This is a genomic window from Paraburkholderia rhizosphaerae, from assembly GCF_004366595.1.
GTDB classification, from domain to species: Bacteria; Pseudomonadota; Gammaproteobacteria; order Burkholderiales; family Burkholderiaceae; genus Paraburkholderia; species Paraburkholderia rhizosphaerae.
In genome coordinates, this window is record NZ_SORE01000031.1 from 1 (window position 1) to 13,486 (window position 13,486).

Below are 13,486 nucleotides of genomic sequence, written 5' to 3' on the forward strand. Positions count from 1 at the left end.
AGCGAACTCGCGCATCTCGTCTTGCGCTACGAAAGCGAGTGGGGCGGCAACATGGCGCGTTGGGAAGCGATCACGCCGCTGATGCGCAATGCGCGCGAGAACTGGGAATGCGAACTGCAGCGAGTCAAAAAGCTGCAGTGGTGGGATCAGGAAGGGCAAGGTCGATGGCTTTCCGGATAGTCCGGTGGTGCATCACATTCATCCGGTTGCGCTGGTGGGGAATTTTGCAGCCTGGAAGGCGATTGATATCGACATGTTCGTCCGCCTTTACAAGCCTGCCCATAGTGTCGATTTCGGATGGTATAGCAAGGAGAACAGCCCGAAGAGCAAGTTACCGCCGCTGTCGAAAAAATCCGAAGAGAACCTCCGAGCTTTATTGCACTGGATCAATGAGCTGTATTTGTCCTGTCATCGGGATTCCAAGATCGAATACATCGCTTATATGTTGGCCACAGCGCGCGTGGAAGCTTATGATTTTCAAGCGGGAGCATTCTTTGGACCCATTTCTGAAATTATCTCGTATGAGACGGCGGAGCACCAATACGGATGCGGGCCCACAGCCGCAGCACCCGATAGAGCGCGAAACTTCGGCAACACAGCGATTGGGGATGGGCACAAATATAGGGGGCGCGGGTTAGTACAAATTACATGGAAAATCAACTACGAAAGGTTCTCGAAAATAACAGGCGTGGATCTTGTGGCTAATCCCGATGCAGCACTCGATTGGAAGAATGCGACTTCAATCATGATCGAAGGTATGTTGACGGGCGCATTCACCGGGAAAAAACTCGCCGATTTCATGTTTATCAATAATTTTGATTACAAGAACGCGCGAAAAATAATTAATGGGATAGACAAAAACATAATTCTCGCTGAATACGCGGAAAAATTCGCGATAATCTTGAGGCGATGCATATGAAGACACTCTTATGCGCGCTGCTCGTTACATACGCCTCGTTGGCAAATGCGGGCGTCTACTGCGACCATCAGAACCCTGATTGCAATCTGTATATTGACAGCAACGGCGTGCTCCACGATCGACTTCAAGCGGGTAAGATTGTCTCAGGCAAAATTGGCGACGAAGGAATACTGGCGAACGTATCAATCATCAAGTACCAAAATGGCTACGCAATTATTCGTGAAAGTTTCACAAATGATCGGGTGACGCTGGTCGTTCCGCTAAAGTGGAATGGCGGAGATTGGATGTACGACACTGCGTACATGTTTGGACTTTCAGTCACGGATTCGTCAAGTGCCATTGGGAAACGATGGTATGGGAAGAAAATAAAACTCCACATGTCGCGTATCGACGGACAAATCTGGGAGCGCCTTTATGGTGAATTTTCAATTGCCCGCCCCTCACCTACAGTCCTATCTCAATGGCCAAATCCATTTTTAAAAATTTCAACTGTTAACGGAAAACGTAAGGGCGAAATATGTGCTTTACCTCGTGCCGATCGAATGGATAATTTGGCGGTTGAATCCATTGCTTGTCGTCGTTTTTCCAAACTCTCCGACCATGCTCAGTATGAATTTTCGGGTGTGTTAGGAAAGTATCCAATATCAAGCATGATCATAGAACGTCAGGGGAATGCTTTGTCAGGATGTTTCCGATATGCACCACACGCGGACACCTGTATTGAACTTCGTGGTGAGATTTACGAGGATCAATTCATTTCGCTGAGGGAGTTCGCCGGTCAAGGTGGCTGTGTGTCAGGCACGTTCCGCGGACGCCTAAGTCACGGTGGCCTTTCTGGCCGATGGGAATCGAGCGACAGTGCAAAGGCATTTCAATTCAATCTGCTATTGCAGGGATTTCCGGATGACTGAAACTTTGCGAATACGTCCGGCAGCCAATGTCCTTTCGTACATCGGCAACTCATATCCGCCACTTTTCCTGGCAAAGTTACATTAAGCAGAGGTCGAAATGAACCCGACACGAACACCACACAGCAACCCGCACGCCCCATACTTCTCACTCATCCCAACCTATGTCCTCGCGCGCCCCGGCGAGAACGGAGCATACCAGGTTGCCGGTGATGGCGACGAAAACGCCGCCTCCGTCGGCTGCTACATTTCTCCGATCCATGCGTTGATCGAAGCCGAATATAACGCGCTTCTCGGCAGGCGGTATGACGTAGCACACGCGGGCTCGATCGACCCGCAGGTGTTTCGCACCGCGGATGGAAAAGGACTCACCGCAAATCTTCGTCTAGGGTGGCCAGTCCTTGACGGGCGAATTCTTTTGCGCGAGAACGGCGGTCTAGCCGCATGCTCACGCCGCATGGTTCACCGCACAGATGCTTCAAGTCCGCCTCCGTGCTTCGAGATCGATCAGGAGGCGCTTGATCAGCTTGACGAGATTCACGAACGCGCGGGTCTATTCGCATGGCGCGAAGCACATCGCGACGTGACGAAATGGAGTTCGCGGCGCGTGAACGAGGTGGTGACGCGTGCGGTCGCATCGATGACGGTGACCGTCGGGGATATCTCGCTATCCGAAGAAATTGCGCTCTTCGATCCCGAGTTCGAACAGTGGCACATTGTGCCGTTCGCGGACCTGATGCGCTAAATAAATCGACCCACGCCAATCTTCCTCAACCACGGCACCGCATGCCACCCATACCACCCATGCGCCGAAAAATGCACAACAACAAACCACGCGCTGACCCACGACGCTCCAACAACCAGCACATCGCAACGCCCGCTATTCCACCAGTTCAATGAATGCCGCCCGGCAATCCACGGCACGCCAAGCGGATTCGGCCAGTCCGCGAGCAGATGCATCACGCCGCCGCATGCGAACCCGAGCAGCGGCGCAGCAAGCGCATCATGCCCGAGCCACCGATACGCCCCGGCAAGCAACACAATCCAGCCAACACCCCAATGCGTTGCGGTGCGATGCGTAATCCACAAGCGGCGTTTGCGCGACCACCACGCCACTTCAAGCCAATCCGGTGCCGTGCTACCCGCGACCCCAGCGGCAAACGCCGCGACAATCCACACGTGATAAGGCCCAACCGCACCCGAATGTGCGACCAGCGCTGCCGCGATCACGCCAGCAGCCCAACCGGTCGCATGATGAGCAGCCGTCGATGCCACTACGTGGTACAGCGCGCGATCGCGAAACGCAGTTGCTCTTCCGGTGGATCTTCCGACGCGCCACGCACCACCTTCACCACCGTCGCGCCTCGGGACGGCGTTAGCGTGATGAAATATGACGCGTTCGACGAAGACCCGATCGTCAGTTCGGTCGAGCCATTGTTCTTCGACGCATGCACGCGCGAAAGCCGGCTGTCGAGACAGCGCGCAATATCCGAACTCGTGCGAGCAGATGATACATAGACCATCGGTTCCGAACCCGCGCCCGATTCGGGACCGCGAGACGAACCGCATGCGGCAAGAAACACGAGAGGCGCGAGGGTTAAAAGTTTTTTCATCGTACGACTCGCCAGAATGCGTGTGCCGGCATCGACAACCGCAGGCACAGCGCGTTGACACGTGCGAAGCGTTTCACTTCGCGCTGCAAAAGCAACGCGATTGTCACACGCGATCAAGGCGACCGGTTAGGTGGTTTACATTCCGTAACCGCTGAGCGGTGTTGACACAAAAAAACGCGCACGTCGGAAAGACGCGCGCGTTTCTCGAAACGAAGCACAATGGGCGATCTGTGATCAGTTCAATTTCATGCTGCTTTCAATCGAACTTCACACCACCTTCATCAGCCGCGCGCACTGCGCAATCGTGTTGACGCTTAGAAGCGGTGACGCAGACCCACCGCAGCGGCGACCTGATTGCCGGTCGACGACGGCTCGAGCGTGTTGATCGTCGCGACATTCGAACCGAAGTTGCCGAACTCGCCCGACGCGTGTTGATACACACCTTCGAGGTACACGTCAGTGCGCTTGCTCAGCGAGTAGTCGGTCATCAGCGACACCGTATGCCACTTCGGATCGCCGTTGTTCGCCGTGCCCGTCACCTTGCCATCCGTGAACGTGTACGCAGCATTGAGGCTCAACGCCGGCGTCAACGCATAGCGGCCGTTGATTTCATAGTTGTCCATATGCAGGTTCATACCGGTTACGCCTGCGAGCGGAATGCCACCGGCGTCGATACCTTGCACGCCATCCAGCTGCGTGTGCGTATAGACGAAGTTCGCGGTTGCCGGGCCGTACGTATAGCCGATACCCGCGCCGAACGTGCGTTGCAGATTCGACGCGATGTTCGCGTTGCCGTTCTGCACCGAAATCGCACCGCTCACGTTGCTGCCTGCGTTGTTCAACTGCAGGTACGATGCCGCGACGTTCAACGGACCATTGTTATACGAAGCGCCCGCACTCCATGCACGGTTCTGCGAGAAGCCGCCAGCCTGGTTCGAGAAGCCATACAGACCGCCGAACTGGAAGCCGGCGTAGTTCGCGCTCGTATACTTCACAGAGTTCTGCACCGAGAACGAATTGTCGAGATTGTCGTTATCGAACGGGTGCGCCGCGAGGTTGTTGCCGTAGCCACCGCCCGCTTCCGACAGCGGCGCGAGATAGTCGACCATCGAGTCATACTGACGGCCGAGCGTCACGCTACCGTACTGATTGCTCTGCAAACCGACGAATGCCTGACGGTTGAACAGGTTGTTGCTCTGCGAGAACTGACCGTTGTTCAGGTTGAAACCGCTTTCCAACGTGAAGATCGCATGCAGACCGCCGCCGAGATCTTCGTTGCCTTTCAGGCCGAAATACGTATTCGAGACGCTGCCACTCGACTGCTGCCAGTTGCTATGGCCTTGCTGATTGTTCGAGTAGACCAGACCTGCGTCCAGCGTGCCATACAGCGTCACGCTGCTCTGCGCGTACACGGCCGGCGCGGCAAAAGCGCCGATGATGCTCGCAACGAAAACTGTTTTTTTCATGGTTTGTAAACTCCGAGACAGTGCGTAGAGAATCGCGTTGAAACTGTGCATACCGCCGTTCCGCGCGGCCCACAGACGATCCGAGGCGAAGTTTATTCTGCTTATTCCATGTCTTAACTGCGTATCGCGCAACAGTTCTTTCCGGAATTCGGAATGGCGCGGTTAATCGTCGTAAGTACGTTTAAACAAAGAGAAAATCTGTGGCAACGCTGACGATTCGAACGCGTGTCAACCTTCAGCTTGTTGCTCAAGCGCTACGTACGTGCTTTCCTGAAAGAGAAGTAATAATTCGAAAATTGGAAAGGCGGCAAATTATTCGCATGGTTTTTCGCAAAGAAGTTTTCCACCTTATGCGGTCGCTTATCGCTGCGATTGCGCATAGAATTGAACTGCCCCTTGACCAAGGGTGGTCTTTTTTATCTGTACTTTGTCACGCGGCTTTCGAGCCGCGTTTTTTTTGCGTGTTTGAATGGCATTATTTCGCAATACGCATTTGTTTCGTTATTGAAAGGCCATATTCGCAAATAACACGGCCTTTCAGAACGCGAAGTAATGCGGCTGGCAGATTACGCGTCAGTGGACAGCGCGGCCTTGATCCGTTCGGCGAACTCCCGCAACTGCGTCATATCGGCGGCCACGGCGGCGTGCAACTTCAAATCGAGGCCCGCATGGCGAGGAATCACATGGAAGTGCACGTGCGGTACGGTCTGGCCCGCGGCGCTGCCATTCAATTGCACGATCATCACGCCGGGCGGATTTAGCGCGGTCTTGACCGCGCGTGCGACTCTGCGCGCCGTGCGCATGCAAGCGGCTGCGCCTTCGGCCGATAGCTCGAACACTTCGGCAACCGGCTCTTTCGTGAGAATCAGTACGTGGCCATCGGCTTGCGGCATGATGTCCATCAAGGCGACTGTGAAGTCGTCCTCATATACACGCAGCGACGGCAGTTCGCCGCGCAGGATGCGGGCAAAGGGATTTTGCGGATCGTATTCCATCAGTCGGCCTCGAGAGGGGAGATAGGCGCGACGATTCTAGCTGACGAGCCGATCGCCATCACGTGACGCCGCGCTTCGATTGATCCGGCGAAGCACCACGCAGCCTGCACGGTTTGTGCGCGGCGCGAAATAATCCACTTGCGGTCCGGGACTTAGCGCGCGTTTGCGCAGGTTCTCCACAGTCTTGTTCAGTGAACCTGTGGAAAAGCGCGCGAACCGGACGCGAGGCGGGCGCCTGCGTCGAACCTCGTCAGCGCCGCTTGCAGAAAATGGCCGTGATATGCGGCCCGACGTGATGCACGATCGCGGCGCTGCCTGCCGCGGTGACGGCTGCCTGCACTTTCTCGACGCTGCCGAACACGACTGCGCCATACGCGGATTTCGCCAGCGGTTCGCCTTTGCCGCTCTTGAACAGCGGATCGTCCTGCTCGAAGCCGACGACCGCGAACGCGGTGAATCCGAAAGCCGTCAGCCGCTCGCCGCGCGCCGGCTGGAACGCGTTGATCGAGTTGCTTTCGACCCGCATCGGCTCCGGGTCGATCAGTTGCTGATTCGCGAGATCGCCGATGAACTGATGCGCGGATTCGCCGCAGGCGAGTGCCTCATCCAGTTCGGCCGCGTGCGAAGCGAGCGGCGCGGCTGCGGCAACGAGCGCCGCGAAAAAGAGCAAAAAAGAGCGTTTCATGTTCTTGTCGAAGACGCGCGGGGCGCGCGCCGTAGGGTGTGCTTCAGGTTGCAATTGCCTTGCGCGTTGGCCGACAGCCCGTCGCGCGTTTCACAACAATCTGGCAACAAACCCGGCACTGTAACGAGGTTTGCCAATCCCTGCTTCGCACGTAGTCAGTTTGATCCCGCCCAACCCGACAGTTTTCTGACAAACGCAGCATGAAAATGCAATCCCGTATATATTGCCGGGTTATGACATCGAAAGACCACCCCTCTGTAACGCCGAGAAGCGTCCCGCTTCCCAGAATGTGGGATGCCAGGTTGGCGCGACGGCTCATCATGCCGCTCGTGAACACCCGAGTGACACCGAATCACCTCACCACCGTCCGCCTTCTGATCGGTCTGATCGGTGCGCTTTGTCTCGCGCGCGGCGGATATGGGTGGGTCAATCTCGGCGCGTTATTTATCGTTATCTCGAACTTCGTCGATCACACCGATGGCGAATTGGCACGCGTCAGCGGTAAGAGCAGCCGCATCGGTCATTTCTACGATCTCGCATCGGACGCACTCGTGACCGTGCTGCTGTTCGGCGGCCTCGGTTATGGCGTGCGGGTGGCAAGCGTGCGCGAATGGATCGGCGTTGGCGTGTCGCCGTTTCTGCTCGGTTGCGTGGCGGGCATTGCGGTTGCGCTGATCTTCTTCCTGCGGATGCGAATCGAGGAAATGGAAGGCAAGGCGGGCACGAAGCAAGCATCGCTCGGCGGTTTCGAAACCGAGGACGTGTTGTATCTGTTGCCGCTCGTGACGCTGTTTAGCGGTGTGGCACCGTTTCTGATCGCCGCGTCGATTGGCGCGCCGCTGTTTGCGGCGTGGGTCGTGATCGATTATCGGCGCGTCGTGCGCCGCAGCCGTCCTCAGCCCGAAGCGAAGCAGGAAGCCAGTCAGATCTGGGTTAGCCGATGAGCACGTCAGCCGAACATTTAGTCGCCAAGCACGCTTCTTCTTATAACGCTGCCGGCTCGCCGCCGGCAGCGGTCGTTCCGGACCCCGATCAGGCGGTCGCGAGCCGGACCCGTACCTTCGACAACGCGCAGTTGCGCAAGCAGTTCGCCGACCAGGGCGCGTTCCTGTACCTCGACGATTTCCTCGCACCCGAAGTCACCGCGCAATTAATCGCAAGCGCGCGCGGGCTGCTGGGCGAGGTCAACCGCAACTATCTGCCGGGCCACAAGCAGGGCGGCAGCGTGAGCCGTCATACGATCGACCGGCTTGCGCCGTTCATCGCCGACTTATACCGGTCGAAGGAACTGATCGGCTGGCTGGAGCAACTGACCGGCGACAAACTGCTGGTGTCGCCGGCGGACGATCCGCATGCGTACGCGCTGTATTACTACACGCGCGCGGGCGACCATATCGGCTGGCACTATGACACGTCGTACTACGACGGCCGGAGGTATACGTTGCTGCTCGGCGTGATCGACGAATCGTCGTGCCGGCTCGACTACGAACTGCACACCCGCAACCCGGACGTGGCCGATGTGCCCGGTTCGGTGCAGATTCCGCCCGGCGGTCTCGTGTTTTTCGACGGCGACAAGCTGCGCCACCGCATCACGCCGGCGCGCGAAAACGAAATGCGCGTGTCGCTGACCTTCGAATACGTGACCGATCCGAACATGCGGCCGTGGCGTCGCGTGATCTCGAACCTGAAAGACGCGATCGCGTATTTCGGTTTCCGCCAGGTATTCAGCCAGTTCGCGAAACGCAAAAGCCGGGAGCGCGCGTGAGCCGGGCGGCCATGATCCTGTTGACGATCGGCGGCGCGCTGTTTGTCGCGCTGCTCGCATGGCAGGGCTTCGGTTCGGTTGCATCGACGCTGCTCGCCGCGGGCTGGGGGCTCGGGCTGGTTGCCGCGTTGCATCTGCTACCGCTCGCGCTCGACGCGGGGGCGATTTCCGTACTGTTCGACAAGCGTCGCGATTCGCTCACCGAGCGCGATGCGGTGTTCGCTCGCTGGATCGGCGAATCGGTGAACAGCCTGTTGCCGGCCGGCCAGATCGGCGGTCCGGTGATGATGGTGCGCCAGCTCGCCCAACGTGGGATGCAGATGCGCGATGCCGCCGCGGCGATCACGGTCAGCACGACGTTGCAGGCGATCGCGCAGATCGTCTTTGCGATGCTCGGGCTTTTACTGTTCGGCGCATCCGCGTCGCACGGCGCATTCCATAACCTGCAGACCGCGGCGATCATCGCGACCGCGGTGCTCGGCGCGATGGTCGTCGGCTTTTATCTGGCGCAGCGTCGCGGGCTATTTGGACGTGCGCTGCGCACGGTGTCGAAGGTGTTCGGCAAGCGCGACTGGTCGTCGCTGACGACGCGCGCCGATGCGGTCGACGCGGCCGTGCACGCGCTGTACAGCGAGCGCCGTCGCGTCGCCGCGAGTTTCGCATTGAGCCTGGCGGGCTGGATTGTCGGTACCGCTGAGGTGTGGCTTGCGCTGCGCTTTCTCGGCCACCCGGTCGGCTGGATCGACGCGTTGCTGCTCGAAAGCATTGGCCAGGCGATCCGCGGCGCGGCGTTTGCGATTCCCGGCTCGCTTGGCGTTCAGGAGGGCGGCTATCTGCTGCTCGCGCCGCTGGTCGGGCTGCCGCCGGAAGCAGCGCTCGCGCTGTCGCTCGTCAAGCGCGCGCGTGAGCTGCTGCTTGGCCTGCCGGGTCTGCTCTACCTGCATTTCAGCGAAAGAAGCTGGCAACGGCGGCGCGCAACACGCCTGCCGGCCACCGATTGAATTACCCGAAAACCAGAACAGGAAGAACCGCGAATGCGCGCCATCATTCTTGCCGCGGGCTTGGGCCTGCGTCTTCAGCAGCAACCCGGCGAACAGTTTCCGAAGTGCCTGCTGCGCTTCGACGGCATGACGCTGCTCGAACGCCACTTGCAGATGCTCGATGCGGCGGGCGTGCACGAAGTCGTGCTCGCGCTGGGTTTTCAGCCCGAGTTGGTGGAAGCCGAATTGAAGCGGATCGGCTGGCCCCGGCCAGTCGAGATCATGCTGAACCCGCGCTATGACCTGGGCAGTGTTCTGACCGTGCATACGGTCGCCGACGCGCTGACGCGCGGCGGCGATGTGCTGCTGATGGACGCGGACGTGCTGTACGACGAGCGCATTCTGGCCGCGCTGGTTGCGGGCACTGAAGCAAACCGGCTGCTGATCGACCGCGATTTCGAAACGGGCGACGAACCGGTGAAGCTGTGCCTGAAAGACGGCGTGCCGGTCGAATTGCGCAAGCAAGTGGCGGCGAATCTCGCTTATGACACGATCGGCGAGTCGGTCGGGTTCTTCCGTTTCCGCGAAGCGGCCGCACAGCGCTTCGCCCAGATCGTCGCCGGCTATATCGATAGCGGTCGTGCGAACCTGCCGCACGAAGAAGCGGTGCGCGATCTGCTGCTCGAACGCAGCCAGGTGTTCGAAACAGCGGACGTGACCGGTGCACCGTGGATCGAAATCGACTTCCCGAACGACGTCGAGCGCGCCAGCGCCGAGATTCTGCCGTTGCTGCAACCGCTGGTCGGCGCGTCGCGCTAGACGCTTTATTTGCGTGCTTTGTTTGCATCAGTCGCGCCGCGCGGTGCGCGCCGGCGCGGTGTTTCGCCGCGCGGTATCGTGACCGGTTAGCGGTGGTCGTGAACCGCGTTCCAATACGCCGCCGTCTGCGGTGGCCGCTTCGTCCGTTATGCCTCTTGCCTTAGGCGCCTTTATCGTTCCTTTGATCGTCGCGTGCGCGATGTTCATGGAGAACGTGGATTCGACGGTCATCGTCACCTCGCTGCCGGTGATCGCGCGCGACTTCGGCACCGACCCGATCACGCTGAAACTGGCAGTCACGAGCTACGTGATCGGCCTTGGCGTATTCATTCCGATCTGCGGCTGGGTGGCCGACCGCTTCGGCTCACGCACGGTGTTTCGCACGGCGATCGGCATTTTCGTGGCCGGCTCGCTGATGTGCGCGGCTTCCACGTCGCTGGCGACGCTCGTCGCCGCGCGTTTTGTGCAAGGGGTCGGCGGCGCGCTGATGGTGCCGGTCGGGCGCATCATCATCTTCCGTTCGATGCCGAAGTCGGACTTCATTCGCGCGGTCAACTATCTGACCGTGCCCGCGCTGCTCGGGCCGGTGATCGGGCCGCCGATCGGCGGCTTTATCACGACGTATCTGCACTGGCGGCTGATTTTCTTCGTCAACGTGCCGATCGGCATCCTCGGCATCTGGCTCACGAACCGTCATATCCAGAACCTGCGTGAGCCGCATCCGGGGCCGCTCGACTGGTTTGGCTTTGCGTTGTCGGCCAGTGGCGCGGCGCTGCTGATGCTCGGTTTGTCGCTAATCGGCAGCGGCCTCGTATCGGGCAGCGCGATGTTCGTCATGTGCGCGCTGGGCGCCGCGCTGCTATTCGTCTATTGGCTGTATGCGAGCCGCGTCGCAGCGCCGGTGCTCGATCTGCGATTGCTTCGAATTCCGTCTTTTCACGCGAGCGTCGTAGGCGGATCGCTGTTTCGCATCGGTCTCGGCGCGGTGCCGTTTCTGCTGCCGCTAGCGTTGCAGGAAGGGCTCGGGATGACCGCGTTCAAGTCCGGTTCGATTACCTGTGCGTCCGCATTTGGCGCGATCTTTATGAAGACGATCGCGCTGCGGGTGCTCGCGCGCTTCGGTTTTCGCTCGGTGCTGATGGTCAACGCGGTGTTCGCCGGCTGTGCGATCGCGGTCTACGGACTGTTCTTTCCGGGAATGCCGCATTGGTTGATCTGGTGCATCGTGCTGGTGGGCGGGATCTTTCCTTCGCTGCAGTTCACGTCGCTGAACTCGCTTGCGTATGCCGATATTCCGACCCGCGATATCGGCCGGGCGACCGGCGTGTCGAGCGTAATCCAGCAACTGTCGCTGGGGCTCGGCGTGACGATCGCCGGTATCGTGCTGCAGGTTTCACATGTGCTGCAAGGCCACAAGACGATCGTCTGGTCCGACTTCTGGCCAGCCTTTTTCGTGATCGGCCTGTTCTCGTGCGCATCCATTCCAATTACCCGGCGCCTGCCGCAGGGCACCGGCGACGAACTCGCGCGCGGCAAACGGGGCGCGGCGTAGCCCGGTAAACAAGCGCAAGCAAAAAACGACCGCGATGCGGCACGCGGTATGCGCCGTGTCGTTTGAACCGGTTCAATTGCGTCGCGTCCCTTTGTCCGATTCAGTCCGTCACCGCGCCTTGACGCCGCCGTATCTGTGAGCAATCGGACTTTATAAAGCCAGATTTTTCGTCTGAATTGCACTAGGACAATTCTTTTCCAGCGCTATTTCATCGCACTATGCAAGGTGGGGAGAGCAAGGGAGAACGACTTGATCGAGCAATGGCGAGAGGCTGTACGTGCGGTACACGGTGTTGAATCGAAATACAAACGGCTGGTCAAGGCGATCGCCGGCGATATTGAAAGCGAGGAGTTATCGGCGGGCACCCGCTTGCCGCCGCAGCGCGATGTCGCATCGGAACTGTCGATCAGCGTGCAGACGGTCACCAATGCGTATAAGGAACTGGAGCGGCAAGGGCTGATCCGCTGCGAGGTCGGGCGCGGCAGTTTCGTCGCTGAACGGGTGACGGAGGCGATGTCGAGTTATATGCTCGACACCGCGGAACGGTCTGTCGTCGACTTTTCGATTGCGCGCATTATCCACACGCCGGAACACGATGCGATGTGGCGCAAGGTTTGCGCCGCACTTGCCGCGGCCGAGGACCAGCCGTGGATACGCGCATTCCGGCCGATTGCGGGCTTTGAGCATCACCGTCAGGCGGGCATCGACTGGCTCGCGACACTTGGCATGCCCGCGTCGATCGATACGCTGCTGGTCACGAATGGCGCGGCGCACGGCATTTTCCTTGCGCTCGCATCGCTTGTCGGGCCGGGCGACACGGTTCTGTGCGAGAGTCTGACGGACCATGGCGTGATCGGCTCGGCGAACGTGCTCGGCTTTACGCTGAAGGGACTCGAAATCGACGAGTACGGGTTGCATCCTGAACACTTCGAAGAGATGTGCGACAGCGAGCGCATTACCGCGCTCGTCTGCACGCCGACATTAAACAACCCGACCGTGGCGCTGATGCCGGAATCACGCCGTCGCGCGATTGCGCGTATCGCGGAGCGCTACGGCGTATATGTGATCGAGGACGATGTCTACGGTCCGCTTCCGGCCAAGCCGATTCCGCCGATCTCCAGCCTGATTCCCGAGTTGTCGTTCTACTGCACGAGCATGACCAAGTCGGTGCTCGCGGGTTTGCGCGTCGGCTATCTGACGACGCCGCGGCGTCTCGCGTTGCGCGTTGAAAGCGTGTTGCGCGTGAGCAGCTGGATGGCCACGTCGCCGATGGCCGAAGTCGCGACGCGATGGATTAACGACGGTACCGCTGCGCGTCTCGTGCAGGTTCAGCGCGATCGGCTCGCGAAGCGTCAGGCTGCGTTGCAGCAGGTACTGGGCGACTATCTGCTCGGTGCGCATCCGCATGCGTTGTCCGCATGGCTTCGCGTGCCGGACCACTGGCAGGCCGAGCGGCTCGTGCGCGAATTGCGCAACCGGGACATCGCGGTGACATCGCCGGACCCGTTTCTCGTGCGCGGCGCCGATCGGCCGAATGCGGTGCGTTTGTGCGTCGGCGCGGAAGTCAGCGACAACACGTATCGCGATGCGCTCGAAACGATGCGTGACGTATTCGAGCAATTTCCGCAGGTGCATGATTTCGGCTGAATTCCGCTGCTGAATTCGATGCCCACTTCAGCGGATGTCGCTGAAATGTACCAGGACAATGAAAATCAAATTGTGGCTCATTAGACTGGGCTTCTGTGCACCGATGCGACTGTTCGATCGAAGTCGCCTGATGTGGC

Annotated in this window: 15 protein-coding genes; 10 read left to right on the forward strand and 5 right to left on the reverse strand. The window is 59.3% G+C overall.

Translation table 11 applies throughout. The features are described 5' to 3' along the window. The 4 genes from BX592_RS29130 to BX592_RS29145 all read left to right on the forward strand — a co-directional run. A partial coding sequence (locus BX592_RS29130) for a hypothetical protein (RefSeq protein ID WP_243849781.1) occupies positions 1–180 on the forward strand: 180 nt, incomplete at its 5' end. A gap of 4 nt (positions 181–184) precedes the next feature. Further along, on the forward strand, positions 185–919 hold the full coding sequence (locus BX592_RS29135; RefSeq protein WP_243849782.1) for a glycoside hydrolase family 19 protein: 735 nt from the start codon (positions 185–187) through the stop codon (positions 917–919). Further along, positions 916–1,830 (forward strand): hypothetical protein, encoded by a 915-nt coding sequence (locus BX592_RS29140; protein WP_134196758.1) that lies wholly within the window; start codon positions 916–918, stop codon positions 1,828–1,830. The genes BX592_RS29135 and BX592_RS29140 overlap by 4 nt, the downstream gene beginning before the upstream one ends. A gap of 454 nt (positions 1,831–2,284) precedes the next feature. After that, complete coding sequence (locus tag BX592_RS29145; RefSeq protein ID WP_134196759.1) at positions 2,285–2,572, forward strand: hypothetical protein; 288 nt, start codon at positions 2,285–2,287, stop codon at positions 2,570–2,572. Here the strand turns inward: BX592_RS29145 and BX592_RS29150 are convergent. From BX592_RS29150 to BX592_RS29170, 5 genes are all read right to left on the reverse strand, one after another. Further along, positions 2,569–3,102 (reverse strand): metal-dependent hydrolase, encoded by a 534-nt coding sequence (locus BX592_RS29150; RefSeq protein WP_134196760.1) that lies wholly within the window; start codon positions 3,100–3,102, stop codon positions 2,569–2,571. The genes BX592_RS29145 and BX592_RS29150 overlap by 4 nt on opposite strands. Continuing rightward, positions 3,102–3,440, reverse strand: coding sequence for a sugar ABC transporter ATPase (locus BX592_RS29155; RefSeq protein ID WP_134196761.1), 339 nt, complete (start codon positions 3,438–3,440; stop codon positions 3,102–3,104). The genes BX592_RS29150 and BX592_RS29155 overlap by 1 nt, the downstream gene beginning before the upstream one ends. Before the next feature lie 314 nt (positions 3,441–3,754). Next, the gene (locus BX592_RS29160) at positions 3,755–4,906 is read right to left on the reverse strand and encodes a porin (RefSeq protein ID WP_134196762.1); all 1,152 of its coding nucleotides are present in this window, start codon (positions 4,904–4,906) and stop codon (positions 3,755–3,757) included. A gap of 566 nt (positions 4,907–5,472) precedes the next feature. Beyond that, the gene (locus tag BX592_RS29165; protein WP_134196763.1) at positions 5,473–5,901 is read right to left on the reverse strand and encodes an HIT family protein; all 429 of its coding nucleotides are present in this window, start codon (positions 5,899–5,901) and stop codon (positions 5,473–5,475) included. A 250-nt stretch (positions 5,902–6,151) separates the two neighbouring features. Then, positions 6,152–6,586: a hypothetical protein gene (locus tag BX592_RS29170; protein WP_134196764.1), complete on the reverse strand. Its 435-nt coding sequence runs from the start codon at positions 6,584–6,586 to the stop codon at positions 6,152–6,154. A gap of 233 nt (positions 6,587–6,819) precedes the next feature. On the opposite strand from BX592_RS29170, the gene BX592_RS29175 reads away from it, so the two are divergent. From BX592_RS29175 to ehuR, 6 genes are all read left to right on the forward strand, one after another. Beyond that, positions 6,820–7,530 carry a CDP-alcohol phosphatidyltransferase family protein gene (locus BX592_RS29175; RefSeq protein ID WP_134196813.1) on the forward strand — a complete coding sequence of 237 codons (711 nt, stop codon included), beginning with the start codon at positions 6,820–6,822 and terminating at the stop codon, positions 7,528–7,530. Continuing rightward, positions 7,527–8,351, forward strand: a complete 825-nt coding sequence (locus BX592_RS29180) for a HalD/BesD family halogenase (protein WP_134196765.1) — start codon at positions 7,527–7,529, stop codon at positions 8,349–8,351. The genes BX592_RS29175 and BX592_RS29180 overlap by 4 nt, the downstream gene beginning before the upstream one ends. Beyond that, entirely contained in the window at positions 8,348–9,352 is a 1,005-nt protein-coding gene (locus BX592_RS29185; RefSeq protein WP_134196766.1) for a flippase-like domain-containing protein, read from the forward strand. The genes BX592_RS29180 and BX592_RS29185 overlap by 4 nt, the downstream gene beginning before the upstream one ends. 33 nt (positions 9,353–9,385) lie before the next feature. Continuing rightward, complete coding sequence (locus BX592_RS29190; protein ID WP_134196767.1) at positions 9,386–10,150, forward strand: phosphocholine cytidylyltransferase family protein; 765 nt, start codon at positions 9,386–9,388, stop codon at positions 10,148–10,150. Positions 10,151–10,298: 148 nt separating this feature from the next. Further along, entirely contained in the window at positions 10,299–11,702 is a 1,404-nt protein-coding gene (locus BX592_RS29195; protein WP_134196768.1) for an MFS transporter, read from the forward strand. Between the two features lie 249 nt (positions 11,703–11,951). Beyond that, positions 11,952–13,349, forward strand: a complete 1,398-nt coding sequence (gene ehuR, locus BX592_RS29200; RefSeq protein ID WP_134196769.1) for a MocR-like ectoine utilization transcription factor EhuR — start codon at positions 11,952–11,954, stop codon at positions 13,347–13,349. The last annotated feature ends 137 nt before the right edge of the window (positions 13,350–13,486 follow it).

Coding starts and splice junctions, on each gene's coding strand:
- BX592_RS29195 (WP_134196768.1), top strand. CDS start 10,299: ATGCCTCTTGCCTTAGGCGCCTTTATCGTTCCTTTGATCGTCGCGTGC.
- BX592_RS29190 (WP_134196767.1), top strand. CDS start 9,386: ATGCGCGCCATCATTCTTGCCGCGGGCTTGGGCCTGCGTCTTCAGCAG.
- BX592_RS29170 (WP_134196764.1), bottom strand. CDS start 6,586: ATGAAACGCTCTTTTTTGCTCTTTTTCGCGGCGCTCGTTGCCGCAGCC.
- BX592_RS29175 (WP_134196813.1), top strand. CDS start 6,820: ATGACATCGAAAGACCACCCCTCTGTAACGCCGAGAAGCGTCCCGCTT.
- BX592_RS29145 (WP_134196759.1), top strand. CDS start 2,285: ATGGTTCACCGCACAGATGCTTCAAGTCCGCCTCCGTGCTTCGAGATC.
- BX592_RS29165 (WP_134196763.1), bottom strand. CDS start 5,901: ATGGAATACGATCCGCAAAATCCCTTTGCCCGCATCCTGCGCGGCGAA.
- BX592_RS29180 (WP_134196765.1), top strand. CDS start 7,527: ATGAGCACGTCAGCCGAACATTTAGTCGCCAAGCACGCTTCTTCTTAT.
- BX592_RS29140 (WP_134196758.1), top strand. CDS start 916: ATGAAGACACTCTTATGCGCGCTGCTCGTTACATACGCCTCGTTGGCA.
- BX592_RS29160 (WP_134196762.1), bottom strand. CDS start 4,906: ATGAAAAAAACAGTTTTCGTTGCGAGCATCATCGGCGCTTTTGCCGCG.
- BX592_RS29155 (WP_134196761.1), bottom strand. CDS start 3,440: ATGAAAAAACTTTTAACCCTCGCGCCTCTCGTGTTTCTTGCCGCATGC.